The following is a 16,027-nucleotide window of genomic DNA, read 5'->3' as shown; positions in this document are numbered from 1 at the left end:
CGCTCTAACCCCTAGCGTTGCCGACCATGACAACAAAGACCTGGATCATCACTGGAGTTTCTCAGGGTTTCGGCCGTGAACTCGCACTGTCTGCACTTCGATCGGGGGACGCGGTAGTCGCTGCAGTTCGTCGTCCCGAGTCCGTTGCAGATATCGCGTCGGAGCATCCGGATCGGTTCTCGGCGGTGACGTTCGACGTCCGCGACACCGCGGCGGCACCCAGCATCGTCGAATATGCGCTCGAGCGTTTCGGTCGCATCGACGTGCTGGTCAACAATGCCGGTCGTGGGATGGTCGGCGCGGCGGAGATGGTGGACGATTCGACCTTGCGGGATCTCATGGAACTGCACCTGATCGGACCCGCCGCGTTGGTGCGCGCCGTCCTTCCGTCGATGCGAGTGCAGGGCAGCGGGACGATCGTGCAGATGAGCAGTCAAGGCGGCCGTATGTCGTTTCCCGGTGTCGGGGCGTACTCGGCGTCGAAGTTCGCTCTCGAGGGTTGGTCGGAGGCTCTCGCCGGTGAGGTCGCGCAGTTCGGCGTTCGGGTGATGATCGTCGAGCCCAGCCGATTCCGTACAGCATTCAACACGCCTGGCGTTCTGAGCTTCGCCGAATCATCATCGGAATACCGTGATTTGCTGGATCCCGTTCTGCGGGACATGGCGGCCGCAGACGGTGTTCAGGAGGGTGATCCGGAGAAAGCAGCAGAGATCATCACCTCGCTTGTGCACAGCGAGAATGTGCCACTTCGTCTGCCACTCGGAAAGGAAGCCGTGGAGCGTGTCTCCGCGTCGTATCGGAAGAATCTCGCCGAGGTATGCGTCTGGGCCGACCTGGCTCGCAGTGCAGACTTCGCGGATGCTGCCGGCCCTGTCCGCCCGTTCTAGGCTGAGAGTCATGGCTACGGAAGACTTGATGCGTAAGGCACTCGAGGCACTTGGGGAAGTGGACGGGCCCATGTCGATCGAGGTGATTCACCGACTCGTCGATGCAGGGGACGTTCAGGAGCCGATGTCGATCGCCGAAGTCTCGGACCTGCTGGATGTCTCGGCACATACGCTGCGCTACTACGAGAAGATCGGTCTGGTCGAGGTCGATCGTGACTCGAGCGGACATCGTGTGTACGGTCCGGAATCTGTTCGCAGGCTGGTGTTTCTGACCCGCATGCGTATTTCAGGTATGGCGATTCGCGACCTGCAGCACTACGTCGAACTGGTCGACGCCGGTGAAGGGACAATTCCGGAGAGGCTCGACATGCTGCTCGAGCACCGGGACACCGTTCGTCGGCAGATCAAGGAGCTCACGTTGTCTTTGGCTGCGACGGAGTACAAGATTGCGACGTACGGCGGGCGGACCGGAGAGCAGGAGTAACCCCGATTACTTGCCCGGCATTCGATTCAGCCCGCTTTCCATGGATACTGCCAGTCGCTCGAGTGCGGCAAGGACCTTCCCCCGGTCCCGGCCGAGTTGGGTGAACAATTCACCGTGAGCGGCGAGTTCGCGAGGAAAGACGTCGTCGACGACAGCGTTTCCCTGGACCGTCATCGTGATCAGTGCAGATCGCCTGTCTTCGGGATTGCTTGTGCGGGAGACGAGTCCTCGCTTCTCGAGTCGCGCGAGTGCCTTGCTGACCCCGGCCCGAGACATACCGAGGCGTTCGGCGAGACGAATCGCGGTGACCGGTTCCTCGGCGTATCGCAGTGGCACAAGCAGTTCCACTTCCGAGACGGTGAGATCCGCGGTTTGGTATACCGGTTCGACTGCTAGTTCGAGAAGCGCCGTAATCCGTTTGAGTTGCGCGACTACTTCCATGGGCGAGGTGTCGAGGTCGGGATTGTTTTCGGCCCAGAGGTTGCAGGTACGGGAGCGGAGTGTTGGTTCGTTCACGATTCCTCAACTTTGTTAACCGGTAAACAAATTTGCTAGATTGCCAGAATAGCCCACCGTCTCGGGTGGGACGATCTGCGGACTGGGGGAGCACATGAGGTTCGACGTGGTGATTGTCGGTGGCGGTGCGGCGGGGTTGAGTGCCGCGCTTGTTCTGGCTCGGGCTCGGCGGCGAGTGATGATCGTCGATGCAGGTAACCCGCGCAATGGTGTCTCCGAGCACCTGCACGGGTACCTGACGCGGGATGGTGAGAGTCCTACGCAATTACTTGCGGCCGGCCGCAAGGAGGTTCTCGAGTACGGCAGCGAAATGACGACTGGCACCGCAATCCGAATCGAGCGCACGGATGACGGTGGATTTCTTGTGCAAACCGATGCGACCGCGCAGCTGGAGGCACGGACTGTTCTGGTGGCCACGGGGTTACGTGACGAGCTGCCGAACATCGCTGGGCTGCACGATCGGTGGGGAGTCGATGTTCTGCATTGCCCCTATTGTCACGGATACGAGGTTCGAGATTCCCCGATCGGTGTGCTCGGTGGTGACAACAGGCCGTTCACCATTCATCAGGCGTCGTTGGTGCGCCAATGGTCGGAGGATGTCGTCTTCTTTCCCAACCGTATCGAGCTGACCGGAGCCGAACGGGAGCGGCTGACTGCCAGAGGGATTCGCATTGTCGAAGGTGACGTGGCCGGGGTTTCGGTTGGCGATGGTCGATTGGACGGCGTCGAACTGGCCTCCGGTCAGGTGATTCCGCGAAGCGTAGTGTTTGTCGGCCCACAATTTGTTCCGCGAGGCGATCTGTTGACTGACCTGGGGTGTGAAGCCGACGAAAATGGTTGGGTGGTAACTGATCCTGCAGGCAGCACAAGTGTGCCTGGAGCCTGGGCCGCGGGGAATGTGTCGGATTCTCCGGCGCAGTTGATCACCGCCGCCGCTGCCGGATCAAAGGCTGCGATTGCACTGAATCACTATCTGCTCGAGCAGGATATTGTGCGAGCGGTTGCGATCGCAGCCGAACTTCAGCCAAGTGAAACCGGAAGCAACCCTCGCGGGGTCTCTTGAGCGATCTGGTTCAGCGCAGACTCCAACGTCGGAAATTGATACTGGAAGCCGCTGTCCGCGAGCACCCCTGGTGAAACCCAGCGACTCTTCGTTACCAGTTCAGCCTCGGTGCGGATGATTCGTGCGCCGAACTCGAGCATCCAGCCCGGCGTCGGAAACCCATATTGTCGGCCAAGTTTCGCTCGTACCATCCGCATCATGTCGGTGTTGGTTACCGGATACGGGGATGCGATATTGACCGGGCCTGAGATCTCCGGATTCTCGTAGACGTGGATGATCGCGCGAATGACGTCGGCGATGTGAATCCAGCTGAACATCTGTCGGCCGTCGCCCATTCGTCCGCCGAAGCCCATTCGGGCGAGGTTGACGAACGGATTGATCGCCCCACCGCCGGCTCCGAGGACGATCGACATTCGTAACGCCACTTTGCGAACAGGCGTTGGGGCTGAGAACAATTCGTGTTCCCACGCTCGCGCGACCGCTACGGAGAATCCCTTTCCCAGCTCTCCGTTCTTCTCGTCCATCGGTCGATCTCGTGCGTCTCGGTAGATCGTGCCGGTACTGGCATTCGCCCAGAGTGAGGGTGGCTGCGGCGTGCGGGTCAGCGCACGACCCAACAGTGCAGTCGTTTCCACTCGGGAGGAGAAGATGTCGTCGGCATTGCGCTTGTTGTAGCGGCAGCTCACGGAGCGGCCGGCGAGGTTGACGAGCAGATCCGTGCCGCTGAGTACATCGGCGACGCCGTGCTCGTCGGACCACGTGGCATCGCTCGTTCCTCCCCGGCCGATCGTCCGAACGTCGACCCCGTTGGATTCGAGCGTTCGAAGAAGGTGTTGGCCTACGTAACCCGACGCACCACAGACAACAACGGTCTTCATGGTTTTGTGTTCCCCTCTGCAGAAACGACTTTTGTCATCAGGGCGGCGACATCGCCGACCAGACCTCGTGCCACTGGCAGCCGGGCGAGTGTGAGCGCTTTGGCGATGATCGGTACCAGGCCGTCGACCAGGGATCGGGTGCGCGTTTGCCCCGGAGACGAGTCGGTGACCCAGTGCAGCGTCACGCCCAGATAGCTGAGCCACAAGAGCGTGGGGAGCTGGGTCTCCAATGACGCCGGAGTCTTCTGCTTCGACGCCGCCAGTGCTTCACGCATCAGATCGACGGCCATCGATCTCGCATCGGTCGACTCGGCCGAGAACGGGCTGGACGGTGATGCGGTGGGCAGTGCAACGTGCAGAAACGTGCTACCGAAGCCGTGATAGGGCCCCATGACATCGAGTCCGGTGTGCAGAACAATCCTGAGATTTTCTGTCAGTGACCCACCTTCGCGAAGGAGTGGAAGCGCCAGAGCGCGGTGATCGCGTTGGATGACGAGATACAGCTCGTGAACCAGTTCGTCCTTACTGGCGAAGTAGTAGTAGGCGTTCCCGAGCGAGACCTCTGCCTCATTTGCGATCTTGCGCATGGTCGTCGCTGCGAAGCCCTCGTCGCGGAAGAGCCGCAATGCTGTTTCCACCAGCTTTTCCCTGGTCTCGATCCCGCGACTACTCATCGACACTCCTTCTTTGAACATGTTCAAGTGCAGCGTACGCCCTGGAGTTGAACACGTTCAAGAGTGGATCTGTTGCGTGAAATATAATAAGCGCGCATACTAAATGTATGAATGAATGTGCTTTCGGTTCGCCAGGGGGCCGGCGATGAATGCCTGGTTAGGGGTTGTCTCTGCCGAACATGTGCGTCGCGCAGTGGATCTCGGTATCGCACAGATCGGGCACGGAAAGAGAGCTGGTTTGGTACGGATGAAAGCAGGTGACGTGCTTGTCTATTATTCGCCGGTCGAGTCCATGGGCGACCGAGATCCGTTGCGCGAGTTCACAGCTCTCGGTGTGATCGAAGAGGGTGAGATCTGGCAGGCGGACGAGGGGTGTTTCAAGCCGTTTCGGCGGCGAGTTCGGTACGAACAGTTCAACCCCGTTCCTCTCGACGCAGTCCGGAGTCGATTGGCGCTGACCTCGGCACCGAATTGGGGGTATCAACTCCGGCGTGGCTTGATTCCGTTGGATGACAACGACGTCGAGGTTCTGCGTTCGACGACGAGCTGACACACTGGCGCTGTGGCGAAGAAACTGGAAACCGACTTCGAGGACGCGGACGAGAGTCCCGGTCTGATGTTGTGGCGTGTCACCAATGCTTGGCAAGCCTCGATTCGCGCGGCGCTGCGACCTTTCGACCTGACCCACGTACAGTTCGTTCTGCTCGCAGCACTGACCTGGCTGGATGCAGAGACGCCGATAACTCAACGCGGTCTTGCCGAGTACGCGCGCACCGACGCGATGATGACGTCACAGGTGATTCGGACCCTCGAATCCAAGGGGTTTGTCGAACGACGTCCACATCCGACCGATGCTCGTGCTCGCTCGCTTGCCGTCACGCCGGTGGGTGCGGCCTTGGCCGGCAGGGCGAACCGCGCGGTGGAATCTTCGGACCGGGAATTCTTCGCCGCTCTGGGGGATCGTCAGGCGGCCTTCGTCGCGATGCTCGGCGCGCTTGATCGACGGTAACAACCCTCAGTTTCGAGGAGGTTGCTCTGTAGTTCTCTGCAGCAGTGCGTATTTGGCGTCCAGCCCGTCCAGCAGGGATTCCAGTGCGAGTTCGAAGCTGGCGCCGTCGATCTCGGTGGCACGCTCACGCAACAGGTGTGCTCGTGTGAGGTGCGGGTAACGCTCGGCGTAGATAGCGGGATCGTCCACGAATCCGCCGGAGAACGTTGCCGTCGCAGCACCCATGACCACGTACTTGACGGAAGCGCCGATCAGCGTTGCCGTGCGCTGCGGCCATCCGGCGCGCACCAGGCCGCCGTGGATGGCGTTCGCGCGATCGAGGGCGATGGGCCTGACGCTCGGACCGTAGGCCAAGTAGGGAACGATATTGGGATGCTTGCCCAGGGCGGCGTGGTAGGACCGCGCCCACGTGCGTAGCGCGCCGCGCCAATCGTCGGAGTCGAAGCCGCTCACGTCGACGGACTCCATGATGACGTTCGCGACGTCGTCGAGTAACTCGTCCTTGTTGGCGTAATGGCTGTACAGCGACGGTGCCTGTACGCCGAGAACAGTGGCGAGTTTGCGCATCGAGAAGTCGGTCAAACCGTGCTCGTCCACCAGTTTCAGGGCGGTGTCCCTGATGATCGGCTTACTCAGTAGTGGAACCCGCGGTCGCGCCATCGCCCAGAACCCTTTCGTCTGAAAGTACTGGACAACCTTACACTGTGAGTTTATTATCCAATTAACCTAACAGTGTTCGGGAACGTGGAGGATCAGATGACACGGGTGTTCGAGAACAAGTCCGATCTCCTGGGGGCGGTCGGTGAAACGCTGGGCTCGAGCGAGTGGGTCGAGGTCACCCGCGAGATGGTCCATCAATTTGCCGACGCGACCGGTGACCATCAGTGGATTCATGTCGACGACGAAAGAGCCAGGCGCGAATCACCTTTCGGTGGACCAATTGCGCACGGGTATCTGACGCTCTCACTCCTGCCGCTTCTGTCGAAGTCCGTGTATCGCATCGACGGCGCGAAAATGGTCATCAACTACGGGTCCGACAAGGTTCGATTCCCGAGTCCGGTGCCAGTCGGGGCCAAGGTTCGAAATACCGCAGTGCTCTCCGCGATCGAAGAGTTGCCGAACGGCTCGCTGCAGAGTCAGATCACCAACACCGTCGAGATCGAAGGCGTGGGCAAACCTGCCGTCGTTGCGCAGACCGTCGCGCGAATCTTGTTCTGAAATCCTGCAAGAAGAAAGCAGACTCCACATGAATCTCGAACTGACCACTGAGGAAGTTGCGTTCCGCGAGGAGATGCGAAAGTTCTTCACCACCGAATTCTCGCCCGAACTTCGAGCACGTGCAGCCGGATTCGGAAAGCTGACTCGTGAGGACATCGTTGCGGGTCAACAGATTCTGAACGCACACGGGTTGGCGGTTCCACACTGGCCGGTCGAATGGGGTGGCAAGGACTGGACTCCGGTTCAGCGCCACATCTATTCCGAGGAAATGCAGTTGGCGTCGGTACCCAACCCGTTGCCGTTCAACGTGAGCATGGTTGGGCCCGTTATCGCTGCCTTCGGTTCGCAGGAGCAGAAGGAGAAATTTCTCCCCGCTACGGCCAACGCCGATATCTGGTGGTGCCAGGGTTTTTCGGAACCAGAAGCCGGTTCGGATCTCGCTTCACTCAAGACGGCCGCTGTCCGTGACGGCGCGGATTACATCGTCAACGGTCAGAAGACGTGGACTACTCTCGCTCAGCACGCCGAGTGGATCTTCTGTCTGGTTCGCACAGATGCCAGTGCCCAGAAGCGGCAGGCCGGAATTTCGTTCTTGCTCATCGATCTGGCAACTCCCGGCATCACGGTTCGCCCCATCAAACTGATCGACGGCAGCGTCGAGGTCAACGAGGTGTTCTTCGACAACGTCCGCGTACCTGCGGAGAATCTTGTCGGCGAGGAGAACAAGGGCTGGGACTACGCCAAGTTCCTGCTCGGCAACGAACGCACGGGGGTCACACGGGTCGGGTTCTCCAAAACCCTTGTCGCCACGGCAAAAGAGAAGGCGCAGGAGGTCCGCGTCGGAAAAGGCACACTCCTCGAGGATCCGTTGTTCGCGGCTCGGTTGGCTGAGTTGGAAAACGAACTGCTTGCACTGGATCTGACTCAACTGCGAGTTGTGGCGAGTTCGGCAGACGGAAAGCCGAATCCGGCATCGTCGCTGCTCAAGCTCCGTGGCTCCGAATTGCAGCAGGCGGCAACGGAATTGCTGATGGATGTTGCGGGTCCGGACTCGTTGCCGGTGAACACGGCCGAGATCGACTCGCCGGAGTGGGCGCAGCAGGCGGCGCCGCGCTACCTGAACTACCGGAAGGTTTCCATCTACAGCGGATCAAGTGAGGTGCAGCGCTCCATCATTGCCTCCTCGATCCTCGGATTGTGAGCATCTGACATGAATTTCGAACTCGACGACGAGCAGACGATGCTTCGCGACACGACGCGTGAATTGCTCAACCGCAGCTACGACGCGGAGAAGCGCAACGCCACCTCGGCTACTGACGAGGGATGGAATGCCTCGGTGTGGAAGCAGTTCGCCGAGCTCGGGTTGCTCGGCCTGCCATTCGCGGAGGCCGACGGCGGGATGGGCGCTGGGCCGGTCGAGACCATGGTCGTGATGACCGAACTGGGCCGCGCGCTTGCACCCGAGCCGTATCTGGGTGGTGTTCTGATCCCCGGCGGTTTGATCGCGGCTGTCGGTTCGGCAGATCAGCGGGCGCGGCTCCTGCCGGCGCTCAGCGACGGGACCACTCTGTCGGCCTTCGCGCATACGGAACCCGGCACGCGCTGGCCGGTCGCCACTGTCACGACCAATGCATCGCAGGAGGGATCGGGGTGGACGATCACCGGCGTCAAGAACCCGGTTCTGCAGGGCGACAGCGCGCACGTCGTGATCGTCAGCGCCACACTTCCAGGCGGCGGCACCGGGCTCTTCCTGGTGGATGCGGAGGGCTCAGGTGTCACACGGAGCACGTACGCCACCCACGACGGCCGTCGCGGTGCGCAGTTCACGTTCACCGATGCCGCGGCCGAACAGCTTGGTGAGGGCGGCGATGTCACGGAGGCGATCGTCGAAGCAGAGGTTCGGGCGCAGGCAGCTCTGTGCGCCGAGGCGATCGGGATCATGACCGAAGCTCTGCGACTGACGACGGAATACCTGAAGCAGCGCAAGCAGTTCGGTGTTCCGCTCGCGAAGTTCCAGACGCTGACTCATCGTGCGGCCGACATGTACGTGGCGCTCGAACTGGCGAGCAGCATGAGTCTGTACGCCACCATGGCCATCGCCGACGGAGTGATCGATCCGACCATCGCGTCGCGAGCGAAGCTGTCTGTCGGTCGCGCCGCGCATCAGATCGGTCAGGAAGCAATTCAGATGCACGGTGGTATCGGTATGACAGCCGAGTATCCGGTCGGGCACTACGTCTCGCGGCTGGTGGCCATCGAACACACTTTGGGCGCATCTGACGATCACCTCAGGGTGCTGGCCGCCGGCGTCTCGAACTATTCGATGGTGAACGTCACCGAGTAGATCGGTGGTGAAGATAACGGGAGGTCACGCGCAGGTCGCGTGGCCTCCCTTGTCTGTGCGGGGGCCGACCCGCGGTATTCGCGGTCAAGTAAAATTCCTGTGATCAGTCCGAGAAGAGAAAGGGATCGAAGTGACCGCGCATACCGAGCAGCTCGAGTTCCAAGCAGAAACACGTCAGCTGCTGGATCTGATGGTTCATTCAATCTATACGAACAAGGACAGCTTCCTTCGTGAGTTGATCTCCAACGCTTCGGACGCGCTGGACAAGCTCCGCCTCGAGTCGTACCAGGACAAAGACCTCAACGTCGACGTCTCCGATCTGCACATCGAGATCGACATCGACAAAGCGGCGCGCACCCTCACGATCCGCGACAACGGCATCGGCATGTCGCGTGACGAGGTCGTCGACCTGATCGGCACGCTCGCCAAGTCCGGCACCGCCGAGGTACGTCGTAAGCTCAAGGAAGCCAAGGATGCAGCGGCATCGGAAGAACTGATCGGTCAGTTCGGCATCGGTTTCTACTCCACGTTCATGGTCGCGGACAAGGTCACGCTGCTGACCCGCCGTGCCGGTGAAGATCACGCGACGCGCTGGGAATCGACCGGCGAAGGCACGTACACGCTCGAGCATGTGAACGAGGCACCGCAGGGTAGCTCCGTGACCCTGCACCTGATGCCCGAGGATTCCGAGAACGGCCTGCACGACTACACGTCGGAATGGAAGATCAAGGAACTGGTCAAGAAGTACTCCGACTTCATCGCGTGGCCGATCCGCATGGATGTCGCTCGTACGTCGACGCCGGCCGAGGGCGAGGAGCCCGAGGTCACCATCGAGACCGAGACGATCAACTCGATGAAGGCGCTGTGGACTCGCTCCAAGGACGAGGTGTCCGAGGACGAGTACAAGGAGTTCTACAAGCACGTCAGCCACGCCTGGGACGAGCCTCTCGAGGTCATCCCGATGAAGGCCGAAGGTACTTTCGAATACCAAGCGCTGCTGTTCATTCCGTCGACGGCGCCGTTCGATCTGTTCATGCGTGAGCGCAAGGCCGGCATCCACCTCTACGTCAAGCGCGTCTTCATCATGGACGACTGCGAAGAGTTGGTGCCCGATTACCTGCGCTTCGTCAAGGGCGTGGTCGACGCACAAGACCTCTCGCTCAACGTCTCTCGTGAAATTCTGCAGCAGGACCGGCAGATCGCTGCCATCCGTCGTCGTCTGACCAAGAAGGTCCTCTCGACCATCAAGGACATGAAGGCGAACGAGCCGGAGAAGTACTCGACTTTCTGGACCGAGTTCGGACGCGCGCTCAAGGAAGGCCTGATGGCCGATGCCGACAACCGCAAGACGCTGCTCGACATCTCGTCCTTCGCCTCGACCAACAGTGAAGAGGGCGTGACCACTCTCGCCGAGTACGTGGAGCGTATGAAGGACGGTCAGGAACAGATCTACTTCATGACCGGCGAATCTCGTCACCTCATCGAAAGCTCGCCGCACATGGAGGCTTTCAAGGCCAAGGGCCTCGAGGTTCTGGTACTTACCGATCCCGTGGACGAGATGTGGGTCGACGCAGTCTCGGACTTCGACGGCAAGACCTTCCAGTCGATCGCCAAGGGCGAGGTCGACCTCGACACCGAGGACGAGAAGAAGGCGGCCGAGGCCGAGCGCGAAGAGAAGGAAAAGGAATTCGGCGCGCTGCTGACGTGGCTGACCGAAACCCTGTCCGACGACATCAAGGAAACGCGTCTCTCGACGCGCCTGACCACGTCGGCTGCCTGCATCGTCGGCGACGCGTTCAGCATGTCTCCGACGCTCGAGAAGATGTACAAGGCTTCGGGTCAGCCTGTTCCACACAGCAAGCGCATTCTCGAGCTCAACCCGGAGCATCCGCTTGTCTCGGGTCTGCGGGAGGCGCAGGCCGCCAATGACAATGCAGAGAACCTGACGGAGACGGCTCAGTTGCTCTACGGCATGGCGTTGCTTGCCGAGGGCGGTGAACTGAGCGATCCGGCGCACTTCACGCGCCTGCTGGCCGATCGTTTGGCTCGCACAGTCTGATCTCGTCTAGCTCGCTCGAACTCCCGGCAGTCACCTTCATCGGTGGGTGCCGGGAGTTTTTTCTTGATCGTTTTCTAATGAGGACCGTTTCTGTCCGCAATAACTTCTAACGTAGTTCTCACAGGGCACGAACCCACGAGCGAAGGAAAACATCATGAACGCACCGATCACCACCGTCACCGGCGAGCGCGCGGATCTCCTCCAGAGCCTGCGTCGGCATCGTGAATTCCTTCTCTTCACCGTCAAGGACCTCACCGACGAGCAGGCCGCTTCGAGGCCGACCGTGAGTGAACTGTGCCTCGGCGGATTGATCAAGCATGTGGGTCAGGCGGAAAAGGGATGGGTCGACTTCATTCTGGAAGGGCCGGCCGGACTTGGTGGGGACTTCGACCCGACCCAGTGGTCGGAAGAGATGCAACAGGAACGGGCGAACGAATTCGCCATGGTCGAGGGTGAAACCTTGGCAGGCATCGTTTCCGAGTACGAGGGGATCGCGGCCAGGACTGACGAGTTGGTGGCCTCGCTGGATAGCCTCGACATCTCGCATCCACTGCCGTCGGCGCCGTGGTTCGAAGCGGGAGCTCGCTGGTCAGCGCGGCGCGCATTGCTGCACATCATCGCCGAGACGGCCCAGCATGCGGGCCACGCGGACATGCTTCGCGAAGCCATCGACGGTTCCAAGACGATGGGTTGATGGATGGATTGATCCACCGGTATGTTTACACATCACACAAATATGTAACACTAGTGTCTATGAGCACCGAAAAGTCTGCCTTGCAACCGCCGATGCAGTGGGACGCCTGGGGCGATCCGGCCAAGAAGCGTGAACTGTCGGACGCAGTCACATCATTGTTGACCGGATTTCTCGGTGTCTCCGCACCGACTCGATCGCGTCTCGCCATCGAAGACGTCCAGGTGGCTCCGTCCGCTATGGCCCAGTCGCATGTCGAAGCGCTGTCCGGGCTGGTCGGGGCCGAGTACGTCAGTACCAAGGATTCCGATCGAATCCTTCGGGCCGGTGGCAAGAGCACCCCGGATCTGCTTCGCCGTCGTAGCGTCGAGCCGCAGGACGCACCGGACGCAGTCGTCACTCCAGGGACAGACGCAGAGGTCGAGCAGGTTCTCCGATACTGCTCTGCCAACCGGATCGCAGTGGTCCCGTTCGGTGGTGGCACCAGCGTCGTCGGCGGGCTCGATCCCATTCGTGACGGGTTCGACGCAGTTCTTTCTCTCGATCTGCGCAGGTTCGATCAGCTTGTCGGGTTGGACGAGGAATCGGGCATTGCGACGTTCGGCGGCGGAACTACCGGCCCACGGGCCGAGGAGCTTCTGCGTGAGCACGGTTTCTCGGTCGGGCACTTCCCGCAGAGCTTCCTGTTCGCCACTCTGGGCGGGTTTGCCGCCACCCGGTCTTCGGGGCAGGCGTCGGCTGGATACGGGCGCTTCGAGGACATGGTTCAGGGCCTCACCGTTGTCACCCCGAGTGGAGTGATCGAGACCGGGCGTGCGCCGGCATCCGCTGCAGGCCCCGATCTGGGTGAGCTTTTTGTCGGCTCCGAGGGCACCTTCGGCGTCATCACGCACGTGCGTGTGCGGGTTCACCGTCTGCCCGAGACCACCGTGCGCGAAGGGTGGAGCTTCCCCGACTTCGCCACCGGCGCAGCTGCATTGCGTGAGCTTGTCCAGGAAGGATCGGCTCCGACCGTGCTGCGGTTGTCCGACGAGGCCGAGAGTGGCGTGAATTTGGCGACCACCGACAAGATCGGCGAGAACGCCTTCACCGGTGGTTGCCTCGGCATCACTACCTACGAGGGCACCGCTTCGCACACCGCTGAACGGATGGCGGAGGCCCGAGCAATTCTCACCGCTCACGGCGGCACATCGCTCGGTGAGGAGCCCGGAAACAGCTGGGAACACGGGCGATTCGATGCGCCGTATCTGCGTGACGCTCTGCTCGACGTCGGCGCACTGTGCGAAACCCTCGAGACGGCAACCACCTGGGGTAACCTCGCGAACCTGCGCTCCTCGGTCACCGAGGCGCTGACCAAGGCTCTCGTCGAGCAGGGGACTCAGCCGCTCGTGATGTGCCACATTTCGCACACCTACAAGACCGGTGCTTCGCTGTACTTCACCGTCGTCAGCGCGCAGACCGAGGATCCGATCGCTCAGTGGCACAAGGCGAAAACTGCCGCTGGCGATGCGATCATCGCCGCCGGTGGCACGATCACCCATCACCACGCTGTCGGCGCCGATCACCGCCCATGGATGAAGGACGAGATCGGTGAACTGGGCGCGAACATCCTTCGCGCAGTGAAGAATGCAGTGGACCCTGCCGGCATCCTCAATCCTGGAAAGCTGATTCCGTGACCGAAACCCGCAGTCAGATCGAGAAGGTTACCGTCCTGATCAATCCGATGGCGGGACATGGTCACGCGCCTGCGGCAGGACGCAAAGGTGTTGCGCGACTGCGCGCTCGGGGAGTTGCCGTCACCGAGATCATCGGAACCGACGCCGACGACGCCAAGAAATTGGCCCGTCGTGCGATCGAGGAGGGTACCGACGCGCTGGTGGTGGTCGGCGGTGACGGTGCCATCAGCATCGGATTGCAGGCTGCCGCGTTGACCGATACTCCTATCGGGCTCATCCCGGCGGGCACCGGTAACGATCACGCCCGTGAGTTCGGCATTCCCACAGGCGATCCCGAGGCAGCCGCCGATGTGATCGCCGACGGCGTCGTGCAGCAGTCCGACCTGGCGAAGATCACGCTGGCCGACGGTTCCGTCGTCTGGTCGGGAACGATCATCGCGAGCGGATTCGATTCGCTGGTCAGTGAACGGGCCAATCGGATGTCGTGGCCCAAGGGACCGATGCGCTACAACTTGGCGATGCTCGCCGAGTTGGCGAAGATGAAGCCGCTGCCGTACCGGATCGAACTCGACGACGAGGTCATCACGGTGGACGCGACGCTCGTGGCTGTCGGCAACGGCCGCTCGTACGGTGGCGGCATGCTCATCACTCCGGGCGCGTCGAAGTCTGACGGGTTGCTGGATCTGACCGTCGTCGGGCACGGTTCGAGGTTGCGTCTGGTGCGCCTGTTTCCGCGGGTGTACAAGGGAACTCACGTCTCCTTGGATGCGGTGCAGACGTATCGGTCGAAGAAGGTGCGGTTGGTCTCCGAGGGCATCATCGCCTACGCGGACGGCGATCGGGTGGGGCCGTTGCCCATCACGATCGAGGCAGTTCCCACGGCGCTCAACATCTTGACGCACACTCGGATCTGAGTCGGTTCTGCCGGGCACTAGGTAGCGGTGGTGTCAGACTTCTCGGATGAACGAATCGACGAAGTCGGCGCACCGCCGCGCTGCGTGGACGTTGGAGAAATGGCAGCTAGCCATCGACATCCCGTTGACCGCTGCGGCCTGCCTGTTCTTGGTGGCGTACGCGTACCAAGTGCTGGCGCAACCGACGGGCCTTCCACATCGTCTGACCGAATGGACGATGTGGGCTGCGTGGGTCGTTTTTGCCGTCGACTACGCAGTTCGCCTGTGGTTGGCACCTGCCCGCGGTGGCTGGTTCGTCAGGCATCTCTTGGACTTGGCGATGGTGGTGTTGCCCATGCTGCGTCCGCTGCGCCTACTTCGGTTGGTCACACTGCTTGCGATAGTTCACCGCTCGAGCGGGCAAAGCTTGCGTGGACGGGTGGTTATTTACGCCACTGGTGCCACGGCCTTGCTGATCGGTGTCGCGGCGCTGGCCATGCTCGATGCCGAGCGTCACGCGCAGGGCGCTGCCATCACGTCGTACGGAACGGCATTGTGGTGGGCGATGGAGACGGTCACGACCGTCGGTTACGGAGACATGGCGCCCGTTACCACGACCGGGCGCATGATCGCCGGAGCATTGATGATCGGCGGAATTGCGTTGCTGGGCATCGTGACTGCCACACTCGCTTCCTGGTTGGTCGAGCGCGTGGCGGAACAGGACGAGGCATCCCAGGCCGCGACGCGTAAGCAGGTGGCGGACCTGTCCGAGGAAGTCCGAGCCTTGGCCACCCGCACGCACCGAGTCGATCTCGCGTCCGTCGATACCGATTCGCTGCGTCGCGAACTGGCGTCGAGGGGAGTCGTGGCGCAGCATGCACCTTCGGACAATTGACCCGCAGTACAGCAAAACAATAGAACGATGGTCTGATAATCTTGCGTGATGGTGGCGACCCACGGATTTCAGCGCGCGCGCAGGCCTGAGCAGATCGAAGCGCGTCGGTGCGCGATTCTCGATGCGGCCCGCGCGATGCTCGGGTCCAGGCCCGTCGCCGACATCAGCCTGCGTGAGCTCAGTGAGAGCGTCGGACTGGCGAAGTCCAACGTGCTTCGCTACTTCGACAGTCGCGAAGCCATCTTTCTCGAAGTGCTCGACGAGAACTGGGTTGCGTGGTTGGACGGGTTGTCCGAGTCGTTGACCCCGACCGGTGACGACTCGCCGTTCGCCACTGAAATCCATGTGGCATCGACGGTTGCGGAATCGCTTGTCGCACAGCGTTTACTGTGTGAGTTGATGAGCGTCATGGCAGGTGTCCTCGAAAGAAACATCTCCGTCGACTTCGCCCGTGACTTCAAGAAGCGGGCAACGGTCAACTCGGGAAGGTTTGCGTCGCTGATTCATTCGCAATTGCCTCACCTCTCGGAGGGCGACGCGGCTCAATTCGCCAAGGTAACCCTGGTGATTGTTGCAGGCTTGTGGCCGACTGCCGAGCCTGCCGAATCCATGGTCGTCGTACTGAACGAGATGCAGGCGCCCCCTGCTGCCGACATGTTCGCAACCGGCCTACGTGAAGGTCTGATCAATCAGCTCGTCGGGCTGTCGGCGCGAGCGGCAACCCGAACGAGCTGAGCCCG

Annotated in this window: 18 protein-coding genes; 14 read left to right on the top strand and 4 right to left on the bottom strand. The window is 61.3% G+C overall.

The genetic code is table 11. The features are described 5' to 3' along the window. Positions 1-26 precede the first annotated feature (26 nt). Both QRN54_RS12385 and QRN54_RS12380 read left to right on the top strand, forming a co-directional pair. A complete protein-coding gene (locus QRN54_RS12385) occupies positions 27-887 on the top strand; it encodes an SDR family NAD(P)-dependent oxidoreductase (protein WP_047269779.1) in 861 nt (286 codons plus the stop codon). A 10-nt stretch (positions 888-897) separates the two neighbouring features. Next, positions 898-1,371, top strand: coding sequence for a MerR family transcriptional regulator (locus QRN54_RS12380; RefSeq protein WP_054781518.1), 474 nt, complete (start codon positions 898-900; stop codon positions 1,369-1,371). Positions 1,372-1,377: 6 nt separating this feature from the next. Here the strand turns inward: QRN54_RS12380 and QRN54_RS12375 are convergent, their stop codons facing one another. Then, positions 1,378-1,887 (bottom strand): MarR family winged helix-turn-helix transcriptional regulator, encoded by a 510-nt coding sequence (locus tag QRN54_RS12375; RefSeq protein ID WP_118606639.1) that lies wholly within the window; start codon positions 1,885-1,887, stop codon positions 1,378-1,380. A 94-nt stretch (positions 1,888-1,981) separates the two neighbouring features. Between QRN54_RS12375 and QRN54_RS12370 the strand changes: the two genes are divergently transcribed. After that, the gene (locus QRN54_RS12370; protein ID WP_007731334.1) at positions 1,982-2,950 is read left to right on the top strand and encodes an NAD(P)/FAD-dependent oxidoreductase; all 969 of its coding nucleotides are present in this window, start codon (positions 1,982-1,984) and stop codon (positions 2,948-2,950) included. Here QRN54_RS12370 and QRN54_RS12365 read toward each other — a convergent pair. Together QRN54_RS12365 and QRN54_RS12360 are read right to left on the bottom strand one after the other, a co-directional pair. Next, a complete protein-coding gene (locus QRN54_RS12365; RefSeq protein ID WP_050656413.1) occupies positions 2,908-3,828 on the bottom strand; it encodes a TIGR01777 family oxidoreductase in 921 nt (306 codons plus the stop codon). The genes QRN54_RS12370 and QRN54_RS12365 overlap by 43 nt on opposite strands. Then, the gene (locus tag QRN54_RS12360; protein ID WP_285182081.1) at positions 3,825-4,502 is read right to left on the bottom strand and encodes a TetR/AcrR family transcriptional regulator; all 678 of its coding nucleotides are present in this window, start codon (positions 4,500-4,502) and stop codon (positions 3,825-3,827) included. Before QRN54_RS12360 ends, QRN54_RS12365 begins: the two co-directional genes overlap by 4 nt. 145 nt (positions 4,503-4,647) lie before the next feature. Here QRN54_RS12360 and QRN54_RS12355 point away from each other — a divergent pair, with 145 nt between their 5' ends. Together QRN54_RS12355 and QRN54_RS12350 are read left to right on the top strand one after the other, a co-directional pair. After that, a complete protein-coding gene (locus QRN54_RS12355; protein ID WP_030535154.1) occupies positions 4,648-5,052 on the top strand; it encodes an EVE domain-containing protein in 405 nt (134 codons plus the stop codon). Between the two features lie 12 nt (positions 5,053-5,064). Next, entirely contained in the window at positions 5,065-5,511 is a 447-nt protein-coding gene (locus QRN54_RS12350) for a MarR family winged helix-turn-helix transcriptional regulator (protein ID WP_003940281.1), read from the top strand. A 6-nt stretch (positions 5,512-5,517) separates the two neighbouring features. Here QRN54_RS12350 and QRN54_RS12345 read toward each other — a convergent pair whose 3' ends face one another. Further along, positions 5,518-6,171, bottom strand: a complete 654-nt coding sequence (locus tag QRN54_RS12345) for a TetR/AcrR family transcriptional regulator (protein ID WP_214924381.1) — start codon at positions 6,169-6,171, stop codon at positions 5,518-5,520. A 96-nt stretch (positions 6,172-6,267) separates the two neighbouring features. On the opposite strand from QRN54_RS12345, the gene QRN54_RS12340 reads away from it, so the two are divergent. The 9 genes from QRN54_RS12340 (at position 6,268) to QRN54_RS12300 (ending at position 16,022) form a co-directional block, all read left to right on the top strand. Then, complete coding sequence (locus QRN54_RS12340) at positions 6,268-6,729, top strand: MaoC family dehydratase (protein ID WP_042453553.1); 462 nt, start codon at positions 6,268-6,270, stop codon at positions 6,727-6,729. Between the two features lie 28 nt (positions 6,730-6,757). Further along, entirely contained in the window at positions 6,758-7,930 is a 1,173-nt protein-coding gene (locus tag QRN54_RS12335) for an acyl-CoA dehydrogenase family protein (protein WP_285182080.1), read from the top strand. Between the two features lie 9 nt (positions 7,931-7,939). Then, positions 7,940-9,073, top strand: a complete 1,134-nt coding sequence (locus QRN54_RS12330; RefSeq protein WP_073512532.1) for an acyl-CoA dehydrogenase family protein — start codon at positions 7,940-7,942, stop codon at positions 9,071-9,073. Between the two features lie 130 nt (positions 9,074-9,203). Further along, the gene (gene htpG, locus QRN54_RS12325; protein ID WP_054781209.1) at positions 9,204-11,132 is read left to right on the top strand and encodes a molecular chaperone HtpG; all 1,929 of its coding nucleotides are present in this window, start codon (positions 9,204-9,206) and stop codon (positions 11,130-11,132) included. A 154-nt stretch (positions 11,133-11,286) separates the two neighbouring features. After that, complete coding sequence (locus QRN54_RS12320) at positions 11,287-11,826, top strand: DinB family protein (protein WP_030535159.1); 540 nt, start codon at positions 11,287-11,289, stop codon at positions 11,824-11,826. A 92-nt stretch (positions 11,827-11,918) separates the two neighbouring features. Continuing rightward, entirely contained in the window at positions 11,919-13,499 is a 1,581-nt protein-coding gene (locus tag QRN54_RS12315) for an FAD-binding oxidoreductase (RefSeq protein ID WP_042452763.1), read from the top strand. Then, complete coding sequence (locus tag QRN54_RS12310; protein ID WP_007731349.1) at positions 13,496-14,413, top strand: diacylglycerol kinase; 918 nt, start codon at positions 13,496-13,498, stop codon at positions 14,411-14,413. The genes QRN54_RS12315 and QRN54_RS12310 overlap by 4 nt, the downstream gene beginning before the upstream one ends. A 46-nt stretch (positions 14,414-14,459) precedes the next feature. Beyond that, entirely contained in the window at positions 14,460-15,287 is an 828-nt protein-coding gene (locus tag QRN54_RS12305; protein ID WP_285182079.1) for a potassium channel family protein, read from the top strand. Between the two features lie 48 nt (positions 15,288-15,335). Further along, positions 15,336-16,022, top strand: coding sequence for a TetR/AcrR family transcriptional regulator (locus QRN54_RS12300; protein WP_007731351.1), 687 nt, complete (start codon positions 15,336-15,338; stop codon positions 16,020-16,022). Positions 16,023-16,027: the final 5 nt, after the last annotated feature.

Origin of the sequence: Rhodococcus sp. MEB032, assembly GCF_030208925.1 — a bacterium.
GTDB lineage: Bacteria > Actinomycetota > Actinomycetes > Mycobacteriales > Mycobacteriaceae > Rhodococcus_F > Rhodococcus_F qingshengii.
This window is presented reverse-complemented; position numbering and strand designations above follow the sequence as displayed.